At 41.7% G+C, this 22,708-nt stretch carries 24 protein-coding genes, 2 tRNA genes, 1 other RNA gene, 3 pseudogenes and 1 riboswitch; of the genes and pseudogenes, 6 read left to right on the top strand and 24 right to left on the bottom strand.

The window, feature by feature from the left end; translation table 11 throughout:
- Positions 1-96 precede the first annotated feature (96 nt).
- Positions 97-245: riboswitch (adenosylcobalamin (AdoCbl) riboswitch) on the top strand.
- Positions 246-617: 372 nt separating this feature from the next.
- Positions 618-964, bottom strand: a transfer-messenger RNA (tmRNA) gene (gene ssrA, locus HF992_RS06380).
- Between the two features lie 74 nt (positions 965-1,038).
- Here ssrA and HF992_RS06375 point away from each other — a divergent pair.
- Positions 1,039-1,629: a TVP38/TMEM64 family protein gene (locus tag HF992_RS06375; protein WP_168549218.1), complete on the top strand. Its 591-nt coding sequence runs from the start codon at positions 1,039-1,041 to the stop codon at positions 1,627-1,629.
- Between the two features lie 95 nt (positions 1,630-1,724).
- Here HF992_RS06375 and HF992_RS06370 read toward each other — a convergent pair whose 3' ends face one another.
- The 3 genes from HF992_RS06370 to HF992_RS06360 all read right to left on the bottom strand — a co-directional run bounded on the left by HF992_RS06370 (position 1,725) and on the right by HF992_RS06360 (position 4,674).
- Complete coding sequence (locus HF992_RS06370; RefSeq protein ID WP_168549217.1) at positions 1,725-1,952, bottom strand: GyrI-like domain-containing protein; 228 nt, start codon at positions 1,950-1,952, stop codon at positions 1,725-1,727.
- A 109-nt stretch (positions 1,953-2,061) separates the two neighbouring features.
- Positions 2,062-3,843: an excinuclease ABC subunit UvrC gene (uvrC, locus tag HF992_RS06365; RefSeq protein ID WP_168549216.1), complete on the bottom strand. Its 1,782-nt coding sequence runs from the start codon at positions 3,841-3,843 to the stop codon at positions 2,062-2,064.
- Positions 3,844-3,987: 144 nt separating this feature from the next.
- A complete protein-coding gene (locus HF992_RS06360) occupies positions 3,988-4,674 on the bottom strand; it encodes a YjjG family noncanonical pyrimidine nucleotidase (RefSeq protein WP_168549215.1) in 687 nt (228 codons plus the stop codon).
- Positions 4,675-4,818: 144 nt separating this feature from the next.
- Here HF992_RS06360 and HF992_RS06355 point away from each other — a divergent pair.
- Positions 4,819-5,196, top strand: a pseudogene (locus tag HF992_RS06355) (S24 family peptidase); the annotation flags it as partial.
- 43 nt (positions 5,197-5,239) lie between these two features.
- Here HF992_RS06355 and imm47 read toward each other — a convergent pair.
- From imm47 to HF992_RS12370, 10 genes and pseudogenes are all read right to left on the bottom strand, one after another.
- Positions 5,240-6,019 (bottom strand): annotated as a pseudogene (gene imm47, locus HF992_RS12010) (Imm47 family immunity protein).
- Positions 6,020-6,117: 98 nt separating this feature from the next.
- Entirely contained in the window at positions 6,118-6,663 is a 546-nt protein-coding gene (locus tag HF992_RS06340; protein ID WP_168549212.1) for a T6SS immunity protein Tdi1 domain-containing protein, read from the bottom strand.
- A 10-nt stretch (positions 6,664-6,673) separates the two neighbouring features.
- Entirely contained in the window at positions 6,674-7,843 is a 1,170-nt protein-coding gene (locus HF992_RS12210; RefSeq protein ID WP_210729430.1) for a polymorphic toxin type 15 domain-containing protein, read from the bottom strand.
- A 10-nt stretch (positions 7,844-7,853) separates the two neighbouring features.
- Positions 7,854-8,138: a DUF6881 domain-containing protein gene (locus HF992_RS06325; protein ID WP_168549211.1), complete on the bottom strand. Its 285-nt coding sequence runs from the start codon at positions 8,136-8,138 to the stop codon at positions 7,854-7,856.
- 11 nt (positions 8,139-8,149) lie between these two features.
- Positions 8,150-8,299 carry an HYD1 signature containing ADP-ribosyltransferase family protein gene (locus HF992_RS12375; RefSeq protein ID WP_425505593.1) on the bottom strand — a complete coding sequence of 50 codons (150 nt, stop codon included), beginning with the start codon at positions 8,297-8,299 and terminating at the stop codon, positions 8,150-8,152.
- The gene (locus HF992_RS06315) at positions 8,251-8,691 is read right to left on the bottom strand and encodes a hypothetical protein (RefSeq protein ID WP_246201253.1); all 441 of its coding nucleotides are present in this window, start codon (positions 8,689-8,691) and stop codon (positions 8,251-8,253) included. Before HF992_RS06315 ends, HF992_RS12375 begins: the two co-directional genes overlap by 49 nt.
- A gap of 191 nt (positions 8,692-8,882) precedes the next feature.
- On the bottom strand, positions 8,883-9,323 hold the full coding sequence (locus HF992_RS06310; RefSeq protein WP_168549210.1) for a DUF4274 domain-containing protein: 441 nt from the start codon (positions 9,321-9,323) through the stop codon (positions 8,883-8,885).
- Positions 9,324-9,336: 13 nt separating this feature from the next.
- Complete coding sequence (locus tag HF992_RS06305) at positions 9,337-9,708, bottom strand: AHH domain-containing protein (protein WP_343032957.1); 372 nt, start codon at positions 9,706-9,708, stop codon at positions 9,337-9,339.
- Positions 9,705-10,523 (bottom strand): hypothetical protein, encoded by an 819-nt coding sequence (locus tag HF992_RS06300; protein WP_168549209.1) that lies wholly within the window; start codon positions 10,521-10,523, stop codon positions 9,705-9,707. The genes HF992_RS06305 and HF992_RS06300 overlap by 4 nt, the downstream gene beginning before the upstream one ends.
- A 386-nt stretch (positions 10,524-10,909) precedes the next feature.
- Positions 10,910-11,312: pseudogene (locus HF992_RS12370) on the bottom strand (SMI1/KNR4 family protein).
- A 159-nt stretch (positions 11,313-11,471) separates the two neighbouring features.
- On the opposite strand from HF992_RS12370, the gene HF992_RS06285 reads away from it, so the two are divergent.
- Positions 11,472-12,323 (top strand): metallophosphoesterase, encoded by an 852-nt coding sequence (locus tag HF992_RS06285; protein WP_168549207.1) that lies wholly within the window; start codon positions 11,472-11,474, stop codon positions 12,321-12,323.
- Between the two features lie 269 nt (positions 12,324-12,592).
- Here the strand turns inward: HF992_RS06285 and HF992_RS06280 are convergent, their stop codons facing one another.
- The 4 genes from HF992_RS06280 to lepA form a co-directional block, all read right to left on the bottom strand.
- Complete coding sequence (locus HF992_RS06280; protein WP_168549231.1) at positions 12,593-13,102, bottom strand: YkgJ family cysteine cluster protein; 510 nt, start codon at positions 13,100-13,102, stop codon at positions 12,593-12,595.
- Positions 13,103-13,122: 20 nt separating this feature from the next.
- Positions 13,123-13,755 (bottom strand): Maf family protein, encoded by a 633-nt coding sequence (locus tag HF992_RS06275; protein ID WP_168549206.1) that lies wholly within the window; start codon positions 13,753-13,755, stop codon positions 13,123-13,125.
- Entirely contained in the window at positions 13,752-14,153 is a 402-nt protein-coding gene (locus tag HF992_RS06270; RefSeq protein ID WP_168549205.1) for a hotdog domain-containing protein, read from the bottom strand. The genes HF992_RS06275 and HF992_RS06270 overlap by 4 nt, the downstream gene beginning before the upstream one ends.
- Before the next feature lie 610 nt (positions 14,154-14,763).
- Positions 14,764-16,599, bottom strand: coding sequence for a translation elongation factor 4 (gene lepA, locus HF992_RS06265; protein ID WP_168549204.1), 1,836 nt, complete (start codon positions 16,597-16,599; stop codon positions 14,764-14,766).
- 145 nt (positions 16,600-16,744) lie between these two features.
- Here lepA and HF992_RS06260 point away from each other — a divergent pair, with 145 nt between their 5' ends.
- From HF992_RS06260 to HF992_RS06250, 3 genes are read left to right on the top strand one after another with little or no spacing between them, the layout of a single operon-like run.
- On the top strand, positions 16,745-17,110 hold the full coding sequence (locus tag HF992_RS06260) for a GntR family transcriptional regulator (RefSeq protein ID WP_168549203.1): 366 nt from the start codon (positions 16,745-16,747) through the stop codon (positions 17,108-17,110).
- A gap of 1 nt (position 17,111) precedes the next feature.
- Complete coding sequence (locus HF992_RS06255; protein WP_168549202.1) at positions 17,112-17,813, top strand: ABC transporter ATP-binding protein; 702 nt, start codon at positions 17,112-17,114, stop codon at positions 17,811-17,813.
- A 9-nt stretch (positions 17,814-17,822) separates the two neighbouring features.
- Complete coding sequence (locus HF992_RS06250) at positions 17,823-18,584, top strand: ABC transporter permease (RefSeq protein WP_168549201.1); 762 nt, start codon at positions 17,823-17,825, stop codon at positions 18,582-18,584.
- A gap of 580 nt (positions 18,585-19,164) precedes the next feature.
- On the opposite strand, the gene rpsA is transcribed toward HF992_RS06250, so the two are convergent.
- From rpsA to HF992_RS06220, 6 genes are all read right to left on the bottom strand, one after another.
- Positions 19,165-20,364 (bottom strand): 30S ribosomal protein S1, encoded by a 1,200-nt coding sequence (rpsA, locus tag HF992_RS06245; RefSeq protein WP_168549200.1) that lies wholly within the window; start codon positions 20,362-20,364, stop codon positions 19,165-19,167.
- A gap of 121 nt (positions 20,365-20,485) precedes the next feature.
- Positions 20,486-20,557 (bottom strand) — tRNA-Gln (locus HF992_RS06240).
- A 147-nt stretch (positions 20,558-20,704) separates the two neighbouring features.
- Positions 20,705-20,785: transfer RNA gene (locus tag HF992_RS06235), tRNA-Tyr, on the bottom strand.
- 51 nt (positions 20,786-20,836) lie between these two features.
- The gene (locus HF992_RS06230) at positions 20,837-21,070 is read right to left on the bottom strand and encodes a DUF2969 domain-containing protein (RefSeq protein WP_168549199.1); all 234 of its coding nucleotides are present in this window, start codon (positions 21,068-21,070) and stop codon (positions 20,837-20,839) included.
- A 76-nt stretch (positions 21,071-21,146) separates the two neighbouring features.
- Positions 21,147-22,175 (bottom strand): branched-chain amino acid aminotransferase, encoded by a 1,029-nt coding sequence (locus HF992_RS06225; RefSeq protein ID WP_168549198.1) that lies wholly within the window; start codon positions 22,173-22,175, stop codon positions 21,147-21,149.
- A gap of 55 nt (positions 22,176-22,230) precedes the next feature.
- A complete protein-coding gene (locus HF992_RS06220) occupies positions 22,231-22,680 on the bottom strand; it encodes a rhodanese-like domain-containing protein (protein WP_168549197.1) in 450 nt (149 codons plus the stop codon).
- Between the last annotated feature and the right edge of the window lie 28 nt (positions 22,681-22,708).

Here is a 22,708-nt window from a genome sequence, read left to right as displayed (position 1 = left end):
GATAAGTATGAATCACAAAAATATCCCCTAACTCAGTTCTTTGATAAGCATTTTTCTTGTCAAATAACACATAAGGTGATATACTAAAATCGCTAGGAATGATTTTAGTACTTTTAAGAACATGGAAGCTTGGTGAAATCCCAACACGGTCCCGCCACTGTGATAAGCTTTTAAGCTTTAAGTCAGGTCTTTGTTCTTAAATTTTAGTAGATTTCACGCCTCGATGTAAGGTGGTGATGTCATTTTGGAATGCACCGATTCGCAGCATACTCCATTATTGGCTCTACGTTTAAGTACGTATCATTTTCTAAAGGCATTTACTGTCTTTCTGCAATGAAGCAGAGCCGATAATTGGGAAAGCTGCTGTTAACCAACGAAGGTTAATTAATAAGGTACAACGTTGTATGGGAAAGCTTTCTTTTTATTGCATCTACAGCCCCTGTCCAAAAAGGATAGGGGTTTTCGTAATCAACAATAAAAAGCTCCTAAAACTTTTAGAGATTTCTACGCGTCTCATCACCTCTACGAGATAAAAAGGCAAACTTCAAAGAGCGTTTGCCTTCCTTCACCCATATTAACAAATCAATGTTGTCCTTCTATCGGAAATAATAAAAATAATATGGAGCCGGTGGGAGTCGAACCCACGTCCAAACATCTGCTAACATATTCGTCTACAACCATAGGTGATGTCTTGTTTTAACTGGTCACCGACACACCACTCAGGCCTGTAGCCAGCGAGTTTCTAAATCTCGTTGACAAGTACGAAACACTTCTTGTCAACCAGCTTACTAAATTAAGACCTCAGGTTGCCGTAAGCAAACAGCCGTCAGTCACGCCTGCAGGTTATTAAGCTGCTAAAGCGTAAGAAGTGTTATTTTTTGCAGTTATATTTAACTGAGCGTTAACGTCGCCACACGAGTTGCAGAACATGCCTCATAATGCCTGTCGAATCCGTAACGACCCCAAAATGAGATAATTCATTATATCAAAATACAGTTAAAAATTCAAATTTTTTTACTTGCATGGTATAATGGTGGTATGTATCAATTCTGGCAAAAAACGTTTAAAATAATGGGCATCGTTACCTTAATAGCTTCATTTGTTTTGGTAATTTGGCTCTATCATATCGGTATTCTCAATGATCAAAATAGCATGAAAGAGTGGGTTACTCGTTATCCCGTAATAGCTCCCTTTGCTTTCTTCTGGATTCAAGTTATTCAAGTCGTTTTTCCCATTATTCCAGGAGGAGTCACTACGGTCGTTGGCTTTCTAGTCTTCAAGCCTATTTTAGGGTTTATCCTGAATTCAGTAGGGATTATTATCGGTTCTATCATTCTCTTTCATTTGGCACGCCTTTTCGGTAAAAAGTTTTGTTTACTCTTCATGTCGGAGGAAACTTTCGATAAATATGAGCGAAAAATTGACAATAAACGGGGATTTGAACTATTCTTTATCCTCTGTATGATTTCTCCAATGGCTCCTGCCGATATTGTGGTTATGATCACTGGTCTCACCAGCATGTCCTACCGCAAATTCGCCCTTATTTGCCTCATCTGCCGTCCCATCTCCATTCTTACCTACAGTTATCTACTGATTTATGGCGGCCAATGGATACAGCAATTTCTTTGAATTTTAGCAAAAATAATCAGCATCCTGACCTGTGGATGCTGATTATTTTTTAATTTCTGCAAATAACTGCCTATTCTCTATAGTTAATTTCTTTACTACTTCCTTTTTATAGAGCTCATCCCTAATTCATCTTTTATCATAACCGGCATAATAATCTCAGTTACAAATTCATCTTCATTTTCAGTCACCCAGTAATCGATGACATGACGTTCAAAGCATTCTTCCTTTAGTTCATATTGATTCTCTTGTGCAAACTTTTCCATTCTTTGGTAAGTTTCTGCTGTATGGTCTAGAGAACCAATATGGTAACAACTCAAAGCCATAAAACCAGCAAATTTGTCTAAAAAATAAACATAAACGACCTTCCAACAAATGAATACATCTCATCTCTGGACTAACACTGATAAGCCTTATTGTTGTGCTTCATTTTTTCTAATCATCCCCTTGACTACTCAACCTCTCCGCCACCCTCTCCACCACTTGCTCTGGTATGCCAAGCTGGCGGATATCTTCGACAGTAGCTTCTTTGATGGCGGTGATACTCTTGAAGTTCTTGAGGAGAAGCTGCTTGCGTTTGGGACCCAGCCCTTCGATGCCGTCGAGTTGTGAAGAGAAGCTGTTTTTGCTGCGGACTTGGCGATGGAAGGTGATGGCAAAGCGGTGCACTTCGTCTTGGATACGGTGGAGGAGGAAAAATTCCTGTGAATTGCGGGGCAAATCCACCACTTCTAAGGGCTGTCCAAAGAGCAACTCATGGGTCTGGTGGCGGTCATTTTTTTGCAGGCCGGCGATGGGAATGGACAAGCCTAACTTATCCAGGCTAGCCTTAGCCGCATTAACCTGTCCTTGTCCACCGTCGATGATGATGAGATCAGGCAATACCGTTCCCTCTCGCACCGCTCGACTATAGCGCCGCTCGATGACCTCCCGCATGGAAGCATAGTCATCTGGTCCAGCAACGGTCTTAATCTTGTACTTTCGGTAATCGGACTTTTTGGCTCTGCCATTTTCAAAAACGACCATGGCAGACACAGGTGAGGTTCCCATGATGTTGGAGTTGTCGAAAGCTTCGATGCGATAGGGCGTGGCAATTCCAAGAAGTTTGCCCAAGTTTTCAATCGCCCCTCGGGTCTTGAGCAAGTCTTTTTCCGCTAGGTCAAATTGTTGCTGAAGGCTTACGGTCGCATTTTTGACAGCGAGGTTCACCAGCTGCTTTTTTTCCCCTTTTTGAGGGGTGATGATTTTGGTCGGGACGATGGCACGCACCAGCTCCTCGTCAATCCCCTGCGGGATAAAGATTTCCTTGGGCAGAAAGTGCCGCTTGTCCTGGTAAAACTGCCCCATATAGGTCAGAAAGTCCTCGTCTGGGTCATTGTAGTAGGGGAAAAGCTGGCTATCGCGCTCGATGAGCTTGCCCTGACGGACAAAGAAGACCTGCACGCTCATCCAACCCTTGTCCACCGCATAGCCAAAAATATCACGGTCCTGCATGTCGGCACTCATGACCCGCTGCTTGGTCCGCAGAGTAGCAATGCTGGACAGCAGGTCCCTGTACTCGGCCGCCCGCTCAAACTCAAGCGAACTGGCAGCGTCAGCCATCTTTCGCCGCAAGTCCTCCAAAATCTTGTCGTCTCGACCATTGAGGAAGCCTTTGACATCCTCTGCCATCTGGGTAAAATAGCTGCGCGTCACCCCACAAATCGTATGGGCATGGCATTGCCCGATATGGTAGTAAAAACAAACCTTTTCAGGTGGGTTGGTGCATTTCCTAAACGGAAAAATCCGATCTAAGAGTTTTTTTATCTCATGCGCCGCATAAGAATCTGGATAGGGACCAAAATAAATCCCCCCATCTCGCTTGACCTGACGAGTGATGAGCAAACGTGGATAGGTTTCGTTGGTGATTTTGATGAAAGGATAGGACTTATCGTCCTTGAGCTTGATGTTGAACTTGGGCTTGTTTTCTTGGATCAGGTTGATTTCGAGGAGTAGAGCCTCTGTATTTGACCCTGTCACGATAAACTCAAAATCCGCAATCTCTGACACCAAGAGCTCGGTCTTAGTGTCATGGCTACCACGGAAATAAGATCGGACACGGTTTTTCAAATTTTTAGCCTTGCCGACATAGATAATCTGCCCCTGCTTGTCCTTGTGGAGGTAACATCCTGGACTATCTGGCAAGAGCTCTAGCTTATGTTTAATCAGTTGGTTCATAGGTCTATTATACACTAATCCAAAAAAGGATTCCAATGCAAATAGTTTGCCTTGAAATCCTTATTTTTTAGATAACATAGCTTCTAAGCTAGACTGATAGGAAAAGCTGCGCTACATCGAAACTTTTTCACCTAGCGCTAGAGACTAGCTTAACAAATGAAGCAATTCTTGGTAAGTTCTAACTTCATAATCAGCCTGATAGGGGGTCTGGTTTTGCTGACCTTTAAAATTAACCCAAACCGTTTTTAAACCAGCTGCAATACCACCAGGTATATCAGCGGTCAAAGAATCACCAATCATGACAGCTTCTTCTTGCCGAAAACCCTCGATCTGCTCTGCCATTTTTTCAAAAAAAGCAGGCGAAGGCTTAGCGGTTCCAAGCTCTTCTGAGATAAAGACCTGTTCAAAGTAAGGGAGCAAGCCAGAAGCCTTGAGTCGCCCTTTCTGGATCTTCGCTATACCGTTGGTGACAGCAAAAATCCGATAGCCACAGGCACGCAGATGTGACAACAATTGGTCTGCTCCTTGGTAAATCTGTCCCTGCTGACTGAGGTATTGCTCATAGGCATGAGCCAGTTCCCTGCCATCCACGTACTTGTTAAACTGGGCAAATGTCAGTGAAAATCGTGTGTCCACCAGCTCTTTTTTACTAATTTTACCAACTTCCAACTGACGCCACAACTGACTGTTGATCGTGCGATAAGCAGCTTTATAAGCCGCTATATCTGTGACATGATATTGCGCAAAGAGCTGCTGGAGTGCTACTTCTTCTGCCGCATCAAAATCCAGCAAGGTATGGTCTAGGTCGAAGAGAAGAAACTTACAATCCAATTCTCATTTTTTCCTTTCTAAGGGGTAATCAACTTTAGGGAGGTAAAATCCATGTAATACATTTTATTAATTGATTATACCAAAAAAGAAGGTTATGAGTTAACTCATAACCTTCTCATGAAACAAACAGTTGTCCCATTATTTTCAGTCCATGTCCTCGACAACATTGCCCTATCCGCTGGACACGGTTCTGGCTTCTACGACGAGTATGAGACCAGAGAAGTCTTTATGGACAAGGACTACCTCTACGATGTGGCAACTTGGATTACTGGTCATTCCATGGAACCTGTCTACCAAGACGGGGAAGTTGCCCTCATCCATGAAGGAGGCTTTGACTACGATGGAGCAGTCTACGCCGTAGCATGGAATGAACAGCTCTACATCAAGAAAGTTTACCTTGAGGATAATGGCTTCCGTCTCGTCTCCATCAACAAGGACTATCCAGACAAGTTCGCCCCAGCAGAGGATGAATCAAGGATTGTAGGAAAAATCGTGGAAAACTTTATACCTATTGAACAGTAAAAGCACTTGAAGCATTAGTCCCTTCAAGTGCTTTTACATATCACTATATTATCAAGTGGCCATAAAAATATTTACTCCCTTCTGTCATCTCCAAGGCAATAAGGCTATCAACATATGAATAAATATGAGCAATCATTTCTGATTCTACGATATCAAAATAATCTACAGGACATTTTAATCCACTAATAGTTGATAGCATACTTGGAATAATAGACATTTTTAATGATTCTCCTGTATCAATTATCTGATAAGCACGCTGTAATAATTCTTTTGATAATTTCCCTAAAAACATTGATGAACCTTTATAAACATATAACTCTATCTGAGACTCTTGGAGTTTATCTAAAAAGAACTCTCCTATCTCCTCTAAAGAACTATCCTCTCCAATAATACTATAGAACCCTAGGAGGTTATCAAGCGAATCTCACAAAATCATTTCAGAATTTGTGCCTTCCCATAGCTCTAAAAGTGATAATAGATAAGGAACTATTTGGTATGACGCACCTCTATTGGCATATACTGCAAATGTTTCAACTATATCTTCTGAAGCATCCGCCAAAAAATGAAAATTATCAATATTTTTGAAATCTCGATGATTACCAACCATTAGAAACAGACGTACACAACAATCTATTATTTCAGAATTCGAAGATGAATTCATTATTTTTATTAAATAATCTTTTACAGTAAAATCACCTAGTTTAAGTATTTCAACAATTATTTCTAGACACTCTTTGGAATCATGACAATTTTTCAAATGTTGGTGCAAAATAGGAAGATGATGCGGTTCTCGTGCCTCACCTAACCATATTCCAGAATACATTTCATTCATACTTATTACCTCAAACCACTCTTTCTTTGCCAGTTCAATACCTGATTTTGAAAATTCGTAACTAAAGAGGGCAAATTTGCCCTCTTAAATCAATCATCAAAGCCGATACCACCTATTAATTGAGTAATTAAACTCAGATGTTCTAAAGTATTTACTTTATCAATATTAGATATATGCTTCTGACCTCCTAGTGCTAGGAGTGGAACAAATCCAAAACATTGATTAAAACCTGGAGTTCCAAACCGAGCAACCGCTTCTTCATACAGTTGAATCTCAAAATAATCTTCTAAGAGTTCTTCATCCTCTAAATCTTGTAGAAAATAATACATATTCTCCAAAATAGATACAAAATCTCCATCTTTATATCTAACTATTCTCAAATATTTATTCTCTTCTAGAGTTATAATATCTCCAAATGCGGTTATAAAAATTGGTATAGAAAGTTCTCCTCTAAAATATGTGCATTGAATAAACTTCAAATAGTCATCTGGATTAATAACTCTTAGATAACCATTAAGCAATAAACACTGGCCTTCTTTCTTCCACAATTCCAATAATTCTTTTGGAATCTGTTGCTGATATTTATCGATTACATCATCTGGCATAGATGAAACTTTGGAAATTTTTAGTGACATAATTTTCTCCCTATGGAACCAATTTTACATTCAAGTAAACCTTACTTAAATCTTCATACGGTGTAGTTTTTACAATATTATCAACTACTTCATCCACTGTTCCAATTCTAGTTTTCCATTGCGAACCAATTGAAGAATTAATCCCTGCATCACCAACACCAGTAATATTTTTAGCAAAACCACCAGCGATTTGATCTGGATCATGAAGTGCCGCTTGTTTCTTCAGCCAACTTTCTGCTACATTTTTAGCTTCGCTTCTATTCAAGCCAGATTGACGTAATTCATTATACTTATCAGTAAGAGCATTATCTCGTGCAGCCTTTTGAGCAGAATTATCAGCAGATGACCTACCATTAGCTAGATAATCACCTCTATTTTTTATATAATCTTCTACTGTAAATTTATTCATGCCATCTTGTTGATTTTTAAGTTGGCGCGAAAATTCATCAGCATCATGTTTAACATTTCTATTAAACTGGATTTCCACTTTTGGAGTCCTATTTATACCCCCAGACTTTGGCTTGTTCTTCGGTACATCCGCTTTGGCAGATTTCTTACTTGAAACACTGCCTGAGCCATTGGTAATGAGATTGAGACCATAGTCTGTCACGACATTCTTAAGAGAAATTGGATTCCCTGTCGCAACGGAGATACCCGTATCTATAACGGTCTCAACACCAGCTTCAACACCAGCTTCAACACCTGCACTAACGACATGACGAACTGTCTGGTTGGTAATGTTTTGGGTCACATTAGCGGCCACATTGGCACCAGCTCCAATAAATTGACCCCCAACAAAACCTGTAATAGCTCCTAGTCCTGCTCCTTTGGCAATAGAACCAACCAAGGCCCAACCACGTTGACCTGAGCTATAGGCATCATAGCCAGACATAATGGCTCCAGAAGCCGCACCGCCAATCGCCATTGCGACTGGAGCACCTAGACCACCGGTAGCTACGGTGAGGACAATACCAACACCAATAGCACCAGCTGTGACAGCTACCTTCTTCCAGTCGATTTTCTTAACGTAGTTGGCAACTTGTTTCTTAACACGTTTAGCTGTTTTACACACATGCGTGTACATTTCCTTAAGGGCTTTACCCCAGTTACGGAACAGGCTCTTAGCTTCTCGTGTCTTAGGTGTCGTTGTAGGTGGAGGGAGTGGCTGTGCTAAATCCACCTACAACTCCTTAAGAAAGAATACTATTCAAATCATAATGAGAAAGAGCTTCTTCAAATTCCTCTAAGGTTATCTCTTTTATGAAAAGTTCCCCTCCATCATTAAGCTCATCAAGATTCTCAGGATATTGTGAAACGCCTATTTCAAACGGAGTTCGACTATCAAAATACTTTGCTGAACCATTATTAAAGATTTCTAATCTTCTAGTATCCAACCTATCTATACCAACCTCTGAAAAAATCCAAGTAGGAAAATCTGGTTTGTCTTGTAACCAATATGTTCTATAATATTTCATAACTATTTACCTCAATTTTTTCCGTAATTAAGGATGCGATTTGAAATATCGAGTGATTTATCATTAGGAACTACAAATACTCCATCCCTTCCTTTAATTACACCTAAGCCTGTCACATCAACTTCGACATAATTAGCGAATTTATTTCCTTGAAATGGTATTGTAATAAATTTTGATGATAATTGATGAGGATATCCTGTACCTGTGACGCATAGGTCACATCCCCCTCACCTGGAAGATTCCCCAAATCTGGCGGATTGACCACAAGCCCTTCGTCGTTAGCCCTGTCCTTAGCCACTCTCTTATGGTAAGCAGTAGACACATCGTCAAAGATATCATGCCAGATAGTACCGACTGTCTGTGGAAGTGTTGAGAGAGCCTGCAGGACATTTTGACTAAAACCATACCAGAAGAGAGAGTTTTCTTCTCCATTTGGTGCAGTATATGGCGATTTCTTCTTCTCTTGGCGTTTGAAGAGTTGATAAGTATGCTTTCCTTCTGCTCGACTAGCGGTGAAAACACGGTTGTCATCGCCGTCATAGAGGGCTGCCATCAGAAGACCTTCCTTGTCCTTGACCGCAAGGAGGCGATTCTCCGTATCGTAGATATAATCTAGCTTCTCATCATTTTTCTTAGACGCAGTACGGTTGCCGTTCTTATCGTAAGTATAGGTCGTTGTACCAGCCTTGTTCTCTAGCTTCGTCAGACGGTTATTGTCATCTGTATTGGTGTTAATTGGAATAACTATAATGTCGAATCAATATAATTCCCTTCCATGCCAAACAATATGTAGGTAGGAACATTGATATCTAATTTTTTTAATTTATATATCTGAACCTTAGTAAATTCTGATTGAATTTCAATATTCCCTTTACAAAATTGACTGGATACTAAACCAGTATATAACCTATCCAATAATAGTAGCACTGTGCTATCAGAAAATATGTCCAAATTCCCTAATAAGAATGAGTACCCATCTAATAAATAAAATATCTTTAGAGCTACATTCATGCTACATGATGGATGATCAATTATGTAGTACAATTTATCAATATTACCATCATAACTAAAATTACATACAAATAAATATAGTATTTCTTCACTTGAAATATCACTTATATTTTTAGAAAATATATCCAAATCTTCTGTCTCTAATAACTTCTTAACAATATCAATCGCTTCCATCATTCTACTCCTCTCACTTTTTTATCCGATTTAATGAGCGTTGCCATAAATCAACTGTTGCGCCTTGACTAGGATATAAAGGTAATCCATTCTGTTGAAGGGTTCTTAGTTGACTTTGCAAATCCATTATTTGCTGTTGAATAATAGATGACGGTTGATTAATATCAATTGCATCAAGTTGATTTTTAACAAATGTATTATAGGTAGAGTGATATCCCCTGTGTCTGGATAACCCACTTACATTAGTATCTGGAATAGGTAAAAAAATTCCATTGCTAGCATCGTCAAAATTCATGCCTATCTTTTGAATAAGAGGATGATTTGTAAATTCTGCAGGAATAATATGTTGAGCTTGGTATCCCTTCCATCCAGTATTTGTACTCACCCCATTGATTTTAACATATTCCTACCAAGTTGAGTTGAATTTCCACCAGTAACTGTAGCGGTAGTCTGTTGTCCCCCTATTACTTTTTGACTGGAAGTTACATCACGAGCAGTCATCCTAGAAGGATTCTCTATAAGTTCACCATATACCTTATTTCCATTGCCATCTACAGCTTCCACAGGGATTCTAGACTTATTAGGTCCAGGGTTGGACAGTTGCTGAACAGGAGTAGATGACTGACGAGGCTTCGTAACTGCAACATCCCCAGACTTCGGCTTGTTCTTCGATACATCCGCTTTGGCAGATTTCTTACTTGAAACACTACCCGCACCATTGGTTATGAGATTGAGACCATAGTCTGTCGCGACATTCTTAAGGGTAATTGGATTCCCTGTCGCAAGGGAGATTCCCGTATCTATGGCTGTCTCAACACCAGCTTCAACACCTGCACTAACGACATGACGAACGGTCTGGTTGGCAATGTTTTGTGTCACATTAGCGGCCACATTGGCACCAGCTCCAATAAATTGTCCACCTACAAAACCTGTAATAGCTCCTAGTCCAGCACCTTTAAGTGTAGAGCCAACCAAGGCCCAACCACGCTGACCTGAGCTATAAGCATCATAGCCAGACATAATGGCTCCAGAAGCCGCTCCTCCAATAGCCATCGCCACAGGAGCACCTAGACCACCGGTAGCTACGGTGAGGACAATACCAACACCAATAGCACCAGCTGTGACAGCTACCTTCTTCCAGTCGATTTTCTTAACGTAGTTGGCAACTTGTTTCTTAACACGTTTAGCTGTTTTACACACATGCGTGTACATTTCCTTAAGGGCTTTACCCCAGTTACGGAACAGGCTCTTAGCTTCTCGTGTCTTAGGTGTCGTTTTGATTCCTGTTGACTGACTATACTCGTCTCGAATATGTTGCTGACGACGTTGCTCGGCTTGGGCTCTAGCTTGAGCCTGTTGCTGCTGAACATAGGCATGACTGGAAGAGTTTGAACTATGCCCCCTCCATATCCACCGTAACTGCCTCCATAACCTCCTACTGGAGACGCATGATAACTTGTTCTTGACTGATAATTATTCCTCTGCTGAGTAGCCTAGTTCTTGACATGGTTAACTGATGCATTAATATTATATACTATATTCAAAAAGAAGACAATTGCATCCTCTTAAGCTGAATGATGACAAGTTTACATCTCCAGTTCCCTAGTAATACAATCTAGCAGAAAATCACCAAAACTGTCATACACAATTTCATATTCAGTAATATTCTTATTAGGTGTAAAGGATACAATTGTAGGTTCCCCATTTACATTCAACTTATTGTAATTGAAACAAAATAGCTCCCCATTACCCACTGCATAAATGATTACTAGATCCTCTGGAAGATTGGAAACCTTTCTCTCTAAAAGAGTTAACCAAACTACCTGAATTTAAAAAATCCTCTCTAAAAACACCATAAATTTCTGACGAACCAAAATGACCAGCTCCAAAATGACGAACAAAATCACGATAATCCCTTGGGTATTTTATGCCCAACGTTTTTTCTGCTAAATCTATGATATCATTGGGGCAATTACCAAAATAAGCCATCCTATCTATATTTTCGAGAATCAACGATGTTGCTTTTTCATCATTAATCATTTTTTAACCTCTCTAATTAATATTATGCTACCTCTATTCTTACAATAACCATCATGCTATTGAGCAAATGCATCCCGATGAATTTATGTTTTCTGTTATAATGGAACTATGACTAAACTTGCTATCATGAGCGACCTCCACATCGACCACAATACGTTTGGAACATTGGAAATTGCAACATTGAAAAGTATTCTTCAAGAGCAACACATCCAACATCTCCATATTGCAGGGGATATTTCCAATCAGTTTGATCAAGTGACCAAGCCATTTTTAGACCAACTAGCTTCTGTGGTCACCCTATCTTATAACTTAGGAAATCATGACATGTTAGGCATGACTGAAGCACAAAGCCAAGAATTAGACGGAGGTCTTTTAGAAATGGAAAAGCGTTCTCTCGTCTACCTTGCTGGCTGGTATGACTATAGTTTTTATCCACATAAAAGTTCAGAAGAACATCTAAGAGACAAGCAATTTTTCTGGTTTGACCGCAAACTCGACCGTCCAAAAAGCGATCCTGAGCTTACCCAAGAAAGCCTAGAAAAGCTTGAAACACTGCTCGAGAAGGCCCCATCAACTCCTCTTGTTGCCCTGCATTTTGTACCGCATGCGGCCTTTATTCCTGAGCATGCCTACTTTGACCGCTTCCGTGCCTTCTTAGGCAGTCAAGCCTTCCATGACCTCTTCTTGAAACACGGTGTTAAAGAAGTTGTCTTCGGCCATCTACACCATCGGATTGACCGTATCATCGATGGGATTCATTACCAAGCTAGACCCTTGGGGTACAAACGCGAATGGGACCTAATCCGACAGTTCTTAAAAGCCTATCCTGACTATCAGACGGATCCTGGCTACAAGCTTGCTAAACGTTACCGACATATCAAAGACTTGCCTATCTTTCAGGACTACTACTGTGAACACCTCAAGGAAGAATTACAGGCTGCCATGACCATATTTGACTAAAAAAGCACAAAAGGAAAAATATTCAGAGGTTTGCTAAAACAATGACCAGACATAGCTCGTTAGACCATTGAGGCCACGAGTGTTTGGAGAAACCAACAGTTCCCCGCTTAGCTTATGTTTCGGTTAGAATCTTTCAGCCTGAATCCTAAAAGATTCTAACCGAAGTCATATTCCAACGGATGGTCAAGTGCAGGTTACACTCTTTTTCATTGACCCCTTAGAGATAGCTTTAACCGAAAATAGCCTTTTTGACAGTCATGACGACTAGCTTAGCGTATCATTGCTAAACGTTCCCGTAGCTTTTCAACAAAAAGATAGGCAGCAGGGCAAAAGAGCGTGTTTTTCAGGGTTAAATGGTTGATCTGATAGATTTTCTTCCGATCAGTATGGGGAAATTCCCTGCAAGCCTTGGGACGAACGTCATAAATGGAGCAGAGATTATCCTCTCCTAAAAATGGGCAAGGCATGCTTTGAAAGACCTTGTCACCATCTTCGTCCGTCCTTAAGAACATGCTCTCAAAGGCTGGCAATTTCATCCGAAAATGCTTGGCAATCCGCGTGATGTCAGCCTCGGTAAATAGCGGTCCTAGCTGTTTACAGCAATTAGCACACTGGGTACAATCAATTTCCTGAAAGACTTCCTGGTGAATCTCCTGGACTAGCTTGTCAAGATTCTTAGGAGGTTTTCGTTTTAACTGCGCTAGAAAAAGGCGATGCTCTTTCTGTTTTCGAATCGCCAACTGGCGGTAATGCTCGATGTCTAATTCCCTCTGTCCCACTGCCAAACTCCTTTCCTGACTTATTTTCCAAACAAACGTGAAGCAATCTCAGCGACTGGAAGACCGATAATCGTGTAAATATCCCCTAACACTTGTTTGACAAACCTAGGGTCCAATTCTTGAATTCCGTAGGCCCCTGACTTGTCCAAAGGCCTTTTCTCTTCAACGTAAGCCTCAATAGCTTCTTCCAAGGCTGGATAATAAGCCACAAAATCAATCTGGGCGACACTGTAAAACACTTCCAAATAGTCTTCCATTCTCAGACAAACGGATGTGACCACGTGCTGACTACGGCCAAAATAGGAACGTAACATCCTCTTAGCATCCTCAAGGTCCCTAGGTTTATTGTAAACCTCTTCTCCCAAAATGACCATCGTATCCGCAGAAATATAGAGCTTTCCTTCTTCTAAAGGCCCACTAGACTTAGCCTTTGAAATCTCACAACAGGTTTTCGCTGCCCTTACTAAAAATTCATCCTTCGCATAATGCGCCATGAAGGTTTCTTCTATTTTCCGCTCGTCAATAGCTATCGCTCTGACTTCAGGATCCAAAAAACGCAATAATTCCTGACGCCTAGGAGAAGCGCTCAATAGAACAAAGGACTTTACTTCTTTCCTCTTGCCGGATGATTCATATTCAAAAACGCCAATCACACCTCATCCTCCTTACTATCTCTTAGACCTGTCACAAACATGGTAAAAGTTCCTTTAACCAAGAGGTTAGCCCCCTCGTTTTTAATGGTCACTTCGATAACTTTTGTTGTTCGGCCATTATGCAGCATATTCGACTGAATCCAAAGCTTTTGCCCAACTTTAGCTGCTTTTAAGTAATTAATATTCGACTGGATAGTCACCGTGTCGCATCCAACTGTCATGGCTGTTAGACCACTGACTTCATCACAAAGGGTAAACAAATAGCCACCGTGAGCATGCCCGTAAATATTCAAAGATTGCTGGCCAACCACCGTTGAAACCAAGACATGTCCTTCACCAACCTCTTCTATTATTGCATTATCAAAGGCTACAATCTGAGTTAATTTTAAATCCTTCACCTGAAGTCTCCTCTTTCTATTGATTCTATTTATTATATCATAAAGAAAGGAGGGAGCCCGTTATTTCTGAAACAGTGATATCGTTGCTTTTAAGACCAACATCCAGTAAAATAAGGCTTTTTCATGAACAAACCGCAAGATGCTGAGTAACGAGTTAATTTTTATACTGTTTATCGCTATGCCACTTTTCAAAACTCTGCTTGATTCCCCGGTTAATCAAACCTTTTAGTCTAATAATTTTCTAAGCTTTTTTATTTTGGACTCAAATATCAAAAAACGGTCCGCCACCAGACTATCTTAGAAAGATTGTTCAATATTGAATCCTCCTCCCTACGTCATTTTTAAGTGCTTAGCAGCAGTATTACTAGCTCATTATGGTTAGCATTGCGCATTTTTAAAACAGAAGCAGCTAATGAGAGGTGTTAAGAGCAATTGTTGTAACAGGGGTCACTGTAATAATATTTTGACCATTTTGAAAGCGAAAATACTCTATCAACAGCAGGTCCTTCTAATGAATCCGCTCCTGTTTTCGGACAATAAAAAAGAGTGAGAACTATTTCCTTTTGAAATTTCTCTCACTACCTTCTTAGAATATTTTCATTTTTAACGCTTATTTCTTCTCATCTTCATCCATAGACAGGACGCTGAGGAAGGCTTCTTGGGGGACTTCGACCGAGCCAATCGCCTTCATGCGCTTCTTACCGGCCTTTTGTTTCTCAAGGAGCTTGCGTTTACGGGACACGTCACCGCCATAACACTTGGCAAGGACATTCTTACGCAGGGCCTTGATGTCGCTACGAGCCACGATTTTCTGACCGATGGCCGCTTGGATCGGCACTTCAAACTGCTGGCGTGGGATAATTTTCTTGAGCTTTTCCACGATGATTTTTCCACGTTCGTAGGCAAATTCCTTGTGGACGATAAAACTGAGGGCATCGACCTTATCGCCATTGAGAAGGATATCCATCTTGACCAGCTTAGAGGTTCGGTACTCGGAAATCTCGTAGTCAAAGCTGGCATAGCCACGGGTGGACGATTTGAGCTTGTCAAAGAAGTCAAAGACAATCTCTGCCAGCGGAATCTGATAGATGACATTGACACGGTTATCGTCAATGTAGTCCATGGTGACAAAGTCACCGCGCTTGCGCTGCGCCAATTCCATGACAGCTCCGACATATTCCTGGGGCACCATGATTTGGGCCTTGACGTACGGCTCTTCGATGGATTGGACACGGGTCGGATCTGGAAATTCAGACGGGTTTGCCACTTCAATCATCTCACCGTCTGTCGTGTTGACATGGTAGACCACCGACGGTGCGGTCATAATGAGGTCAATGTTGAATTCCCGCTCCAATCGCTCTTGAATAACATCCATGTGAAGCAGCCCCAAGAAGCCACAGCGGAAGCCAAAACCAAGTGCTTGCGACGTTTCTGGCTCAAATTGCAGACTGGCATCGTTGAGTTGGAGTTTCTCCAAAGCCTCGCGGAGGTCGTTGTATTTGTTGGACTCAATCGGGTAAATCCCTGCAAAGACCATGGGGTTCATCTGCTTATAACCTGCCAAGGGCTCTGCTGCTGGATGGCTAGCTAGGGTCACGGTATCGCCGACCCGAGTGTCCGCCACGGTCTTGATAGAAGCTGCGATATAGCCAACATCACCAGTCGCCAGAACCTCACGACCGACCGCTTTAGGGGTGAAGATACCGACTTCAGTCACGTCAAAGGTCTTGCCATTGCTCATGAGTTGGATGGTATCGCCCGGCTTGACCATGCCATTGACCACACGAACCTGCAAGATAACCCCACGGTAAGGGTCATAGACGGAGTCAAAAATCAAGGCTTGCAGCGGCGCAGTCACATCACCAGTCGGCGCTGGAACTTTTTCAACGATTTGCTCTAAGATTTCCTCGATGCCGATGCCCGCCTTGGCAGAAGCCAAGACAGCTTCAGAAGCGTCCAAACCGATGACATCCTCAATCTCCCCACGCACCCGCTCAGGATCCGCCGCAGGCAGGTCAATCTTGTTGATAACGGGCAAGATTTCCAAATCATTGTCCAAGGCCAAGTAGACATTAGCAAGAGTCTGGGCTTCGATGCCCTGTGCCGCATCTACGACCAAAATCGCCCCCTCACAGGCTGCCAAGGAACGAGAGACTTCATAGGTAAAGTCCACGTGCCCTGGTGTGTCAATCAAATGAAAGGTGTAGGTCTCGCCATCTTTAGCGGTGTAGTTGAGCTGGACAGCGTTGAGCTTGATGGTAATCCCCCGCTCACGCTCCAAGTCCATGCTGTCAAGGAGCTGGGCCTGCATCTCGCGACTAGAAACCGTCTCGGTCTTCTCTAAAATCCGGTCAGCCAGTGTTGACTTACCGTGGTCAATGTGGGCAATGATGGAGAAGTTCCGAATCTTCTCTTGACGTTGTTTCAATGCTTCAATCGTGGTCATAATCTATCCTTTTCTGTAATCAATCCTATTATACCAAAAAATAGATTATTTTTTTCATTTTTTGACGATAAGGTCTTGCAATTTTTATTGTTTTAATGTATTATGTATTTAGAACAGAAATACAATTAATTTAGAAAGGATTGCTATGGCTTGGAAATTCGATAACAATCAACCCATTTATATCCAGATTTGTAATATCATCAAGTTACAAATCGTGACTGGGCAATTACAGACCGGCGAGCGTTTACCCTCTGTTAGAGATCTTGCGGACATTGCGGGAGTCAATCCCAACACTATCCAACGAGCCCTATCTGACCTAGAAACTCAGGGATTTGTCTATGCTAAACGGACCAGTGGCCGATTTGTGACAGACAATCAAGAGCTAATCAGCCTAACCCGCCATCTATTGGCTGAGGAAGAGCTGACAAACTTTGTCACCAATATGCAAAATCTCGGCTTCAAGGATGAAGAGATCCTCCCCGAACTCGAAAAACACTTAAAAGGAGAATAATATGGCACTACCTCTTGTAGAAGTAACCAATCTGACCAAACGTTATGGACAGGAAACAGCCCTCAATAACATCAGCTTTCAGTTGATGTCTGGTAAAATTATTGGTCTTTTAGGACCAAATGGCTCTGGCAAAACCACCCTCATCAAATTGCTCAACGGTCTTTTGCAACCCAATGAAGGCCAAATCCTTATCAACGGCATGGCGCCATCCCCGGAGACTAAAAAGATTGTGTCGTATCTGCCTGACACCACCTACCTCAACGATAATATGAAGGTTGTTGATGCGCTTGATTTCTTTAAGACATTTTACGAAGACTTCGATTCAGAAACGGCTATGAATCTCCTCAAAGACCTCAACATTAACTTAGACATCAAACTTAAGAAACTCTCTAAAGGTAATAAAGAAAAGGTCCAGCTCATCTTGGTCATGAGTCGCAAGGCCAAGCTTTATATCCTGGATGAGCCGATTGGTGGTGTGGATCCTGCAGCTAGAGATTACATTTTACGGACCATCATCAATAACTACTCACCTGACGCTTCCGTCCTGATTTCAACCCACTTGATTTCAGATATTGAGAGCATTTTAGACGAAGTTATTTTTGTGAATCGTGGCCATATTGTCCGCCAAGGAAATGTGGACGACCTCCGTGTTCAACACGGTGAGTCCATCGATGAACTCTTCCGTGACGATTTTAGAGCTTAGGAGGTTTTTATGTTTGGAAAATTATTAAAATATGAATTTAAAGCTGTTGGGCATTGGTATTTGGCTCTCTATGGCCTCAGCATTATCGCATCAATCTTACTAGGGTTTTGGCTTAAACATATAAATGCAGGCAATCTTGAAGCCAGTGCTTCCATACTCCCTGCCATTGTCACTATTCTCACTTTTGTTGGCTTTGGTGTCTTGATTGCTTCCCTTGGACTCTCTACCCTCTTTCTTGTTATTCGTCGCTTTAGGGAAAATATTTATGGTCGCCAAGGTTACCTCACCATGACTCTCCCAGCAACTACTCATCAAATCCTGCTCAGCAAACTCACTGCAGCGGCTGCCTGGAATTTCTTAGCCGCTGTTACGATTCTGATCACAATCAGCCTTATCTCGTTCATTCTTGACCCAACGATATTTCAACGACTCGATCTAACTGAATTTTTAAACAATCTGCCTTTCACAACAACCCCCCTCTATCTCCTCAGTGTCCTCATAGAATTTATCAATTCTATTTTACTCATTTACTTGGCGATTGCTATCGGGCATATGGCAGAAGACCGTCGTGTGCTCCTATCCTTTGTTGCCTACTTCCTCATTCATGGATTATTAGCCACCATAGAGTTGAGCATCTTAGGCCGATTGCTTCAGAATATCAATGACATCAATCTCTACTTTGGTATAAACATTATCTTCCAACTTCTGATTGGTTTCATCGCTTACTTCTCAACCCATTATCTCATTAAATACAAGTTAAATATTCAATAAACACTGAAAGCTTCCTCTAGCAAGACGGAAGCTTTTTCGCTTGAAAAATCTTACCTTCCTCTCTCCGAACGTCACTTTAACTGTATTTTAGACATAAAAACAATTAAAAACTTACCAAGGAATTGTAAGCAATTTTATGCGTCGGTTCAAAGAAATTTTAAATGCTTTTATATAGCTACTACTTTTATACTTATTTAAAGTCAAACTCTGAACCTATTGGTTTCTTCAGTGATTTTTTGAGGTGGCGTATTGGTAAAAAATAGTTACTCGATGCCTGCCTAACCACTCAGATTTTGATTTTTGTTTCATATCACAAACAGACTCTATAAACTCTAGCGACTTTCTCTGAATGCCTTTTCCGGTGAAACCATCTATACTTTCCTAATTAGCAGCTGCGCTAGTCACATTACGGATAAGCCCGCACTCGTATCTTTATAGAAAGCCCTCCTTTCAGATGATGGAAAAGGGTATTCGACGTCATTTCTCCCAGACTATCTTGCCCCGGTCAGACTCTATTGGTCAAATCAGAAACTCCCTGAAAGAAAAAGAGCTAGGAAAATTTCCTAACTCTGGTTATTGATTATAATTCAATGTCACCGAAAAGGTCAGCCATTGAGAAACCAGTTTGTGTTTCTGGCAATTCGAAGTCACGCTTTTCTTGACGTGGACGACGTGGGCGAGATTGACGTTTTTCAGCTTGTTCGCCTTCAGCTGGTGCTGGACGCTCTTCTAAAGCCTTGATAGAAAGTGATACGCGCTCGTTTTCAGCATTCACTTCAAGAACTTTAACAGTCACGTCTTGACCAACAGTCAAAGCATCTTTTGGATTTTCAACACGTTTGTGTGAAATTTGTGAGATGTGAACCAAGCCATCAATACCTGGCAATACTTCAACGAAAGCACCGAAATCAGTCAAGCGTTTCACTTTACCTTCAATAACATCGCCAGCAGCTAACTTTTGCTCAACGCCATCCCATGGTCCAGGGGTTGTTGCTTTAAGAGACAAGGATACACGACCTGCTTCTTCATCAAGCGCTAAAACTTTTACTTCTACTTCATCACCAACAGCTACAACTGATTTTGGTGATACATTACGCTCATGAGACAATTCTGTCAAGTGAATCAAGCCATCAACACCACCAAGGTCAATGAAGGCACCAAAGCTTGTGATACGAGCTACTTTACCAGTTACAACTGAACCGACTTCAAGTTTACCAAACACTTCAGAACGTGCTGCTGCCGCTTGTTCTTCAACTACTTCACGGCGTGAAAGAATGAAACGGTTCTCAGCTGGATCAACTTCTTTGATCTTAGCTTCGATTTCTTGGCCAACAAAACGTTCAGTGTTACGAGTGAAGCGAGTGTCAATCATAGATGCTGGAATGAAACCACGAAGGCCTTCAAACTCAACAGAAAGACCACCTTTGACAGCACGCGTTACAGTAACAGTCACAACCTCATCTTCACGGCCAACTAATTTATCCCATGCCTTGCGAGCTTCCAAACGCTTCTTAGAAACAAGATAAGTCACAGTATCAGTGTCTTTACCAACAACTTGACGAAGTACCAAAACTTCAAGGCTTTCACCTGGTTTTACCAAGTCAGCAACGTTAGCGTCGCGGTCACTTGTCAACTCACGGCGAGTCAACACACCTTCAACACCAGTGCCAGAAATCACTACATTCGCTTGATCGTTATCAACGGTCAACACTTCTGCAGTTACCACATCGCCTGTGTTAACTTCACTTACACTGTTCAACAAATCTTCAAATTCGTTCATTATTAAAAAATCCTCCGAATCAACTAGCCCGATTGCTAGCTGACAAAATATATTTTATTTAAGGCACCCGCAACGACAACAACGCTTTTAAAACGACGTCAGGCAAAGCCTGATACCTTGACTGGGGTAGCTGGATTCGAACCAACGCATGAGGGAGTCAAAGTCCCTTGCCTTACCGCTTGGCTATACCCCAAAGTAGTTATATGATACCTTCTCATTCAGCCATCGAACTTGGGTTAAGCGCTGTGTAAAAATGATAAATTGTCTAAGAAATCAGAATTTCTTGCCAATTCCCTATATTTTTACTTTGCATTTTATACGCCCTTAGTATCATACCTGATGGAGAGAGAGGGATTCGAACCCCCGAACCCGAAGGAGCGGATTTACAGTCCGCCGCGTTTAGCCTCTTCGCTATCTCTCCAGCACCAACAAAATTCATTATATCATGAATTTTGAGGCATTTCAAGGATTTTTAATGATTTAGATTATAATTTTCGATAATCGTTTCAACTGCTTTTTCAAGTGTTTTGAAAAAAGCTTCAATCGTTCCATTTTTTACAATAGCGAATTGATTAGCTGAAATTTCGGCAATCTGCCCAATATCTCTCTTGCCCATACTCAAGGAATAGCCTTCGTAAATCTGTCCGGATACTTCAACCTTAGCATCTGCCAGTTGAATTTCAATTTTTTTATCTTTTTTACTCATTTTCTTACCTCGTCTTCTATTCTATAAGAAATCACTAGGGCTGACAAGTTCCAGCGCTAGTAAAAACAAGAAAAAATCAATCTAACTCAACAGGAACAATCCAGCCTTCTGGCGCTTCAATATCCCCAAATTGGATTCCTGTTAATTCGTCATAAAGGCGTTTGGTCACAGGTCCAACTTCAGTCTCACTGTAAAAGACATGGAAGGCTTCTCCGTGCTGTACACCCCCAATTGGAGAAATGACAGCTGCCGTTCCACAGGCACCTGCTTCGACAAACTGGTCTAAATCTGCCACAAAGACATCTCCTTCAACGGGTGTCAAACCTAGGCGGTGTTCTGCCAGGTAAAGGAGAGAATATTTGGTAATCGACGGTAAGATAGATGGACTCTTAGGTGTCATAAATTGTCCATTTGCTGTAATCCCAAAGAAATTAGCTGAACCAACTTCTTCAATCTTAGTATGGGTAGCTGGATCCAGATAAATCACATCAGAGAATCCTTTAGACTTAGCCGTCTTCCCAGGCAAGAGACTAGCAGCATAGTTTCCTCCGACTTTGGCTGCACCTGTTCCATTTGGCGCCGCACGGTCAAATTCGTCTTGAATGAGAAAATTAGTGGGTTGAAGTCCACCTTTAAAGTAATTTCCAACAGGCATCGCAAAAACAGTAAAAATGTATTCCTCTGCTGGTTTGACACCGATAATATCGCCAATTCCAATTAGGAGTGGACGCAAATAAAGGGTCGCCCCTGTGCCATAAGGCGGCACGTAGTCTTGATTTGCTTTGACCACTTCTTTACAGGCATCCATAAATAATTCCGTAGGAACTTGAGGCATTAATAATCGATCAGCGGTGCGTTGGAGACGTTTGGCGTTTTCATCCGGCCGAAACAATTGGATTGTTCCCTTTTTTGTTCGATAGGCTTTTAAACCTTCAAATGCTTGTTGACCATAATGAAGAGCCGGTGAGCTTTCTGAAACGTGTAAGGTCGCATCTTCTGTCAGCACTCCTTGCTCCCACTTACCGTTTTTATAATAGGCTAGGTAACGATAAGGTAACTTCATATAGGAAAAACCTAAGTTTTCCCAATCAATCTTTACTGTCATAGGCAGTCACACTTTCTACTTTTTAGTTTGTCACAATAAGTCCCTTAGTCATATATTAAGGGGATATCACACCACCAATGGCCTCAACATGTTCTAGACCGCCCATATCATAGACGGTTGTAAAGCCGGCGTCGCGCAAGATTTTCGCCGCCTGCGCTGAGCGAATACCTTTGAGGCAGTGGACATAAATCGGGGTGTCCTTAGGCAGGTCTGGCAGTTTTCCAGCTTCCATATCGGTGAGTGGGAAACTCTCGGTGATGCCAAAATTGCCTGAGTCATACTCTTCCTTAGAGCGGACATCATAGAACACAGCACCGTCTGCGACTGCCTGCTCGACATCCGTAAAGTTCATCTGATATTTCTTGGCATCAGGACCTGCCTTGCTCCAATCAATGCCAATCGCCACCTGCTCTGTCTGTGCTGGTACTGTTTGGCTGGCTTCCTGGCTACTAGCGCAGGCCGTCAGGCTTAGCCCCATCAAGGCTAGGCTAGATAATTTTTTCATAAAATACTCCGTTCATAATTCAGTAAAA

It is taken from the genome of Streptococcus ovuberis, from assembly GCF_012396585.1.
GTDB classification, from domain to species: Bacteria; Bacillota; Bacilli; order Lactobacillales; family Streptococcaceae; genus Streptococcus; species Streptococcus ovuberis.
The sequence above is the reverse complement of the archived record's forward strand: the minus strand, read 5'-3'. Positions and strand labels throughout refer to the sequence as shown.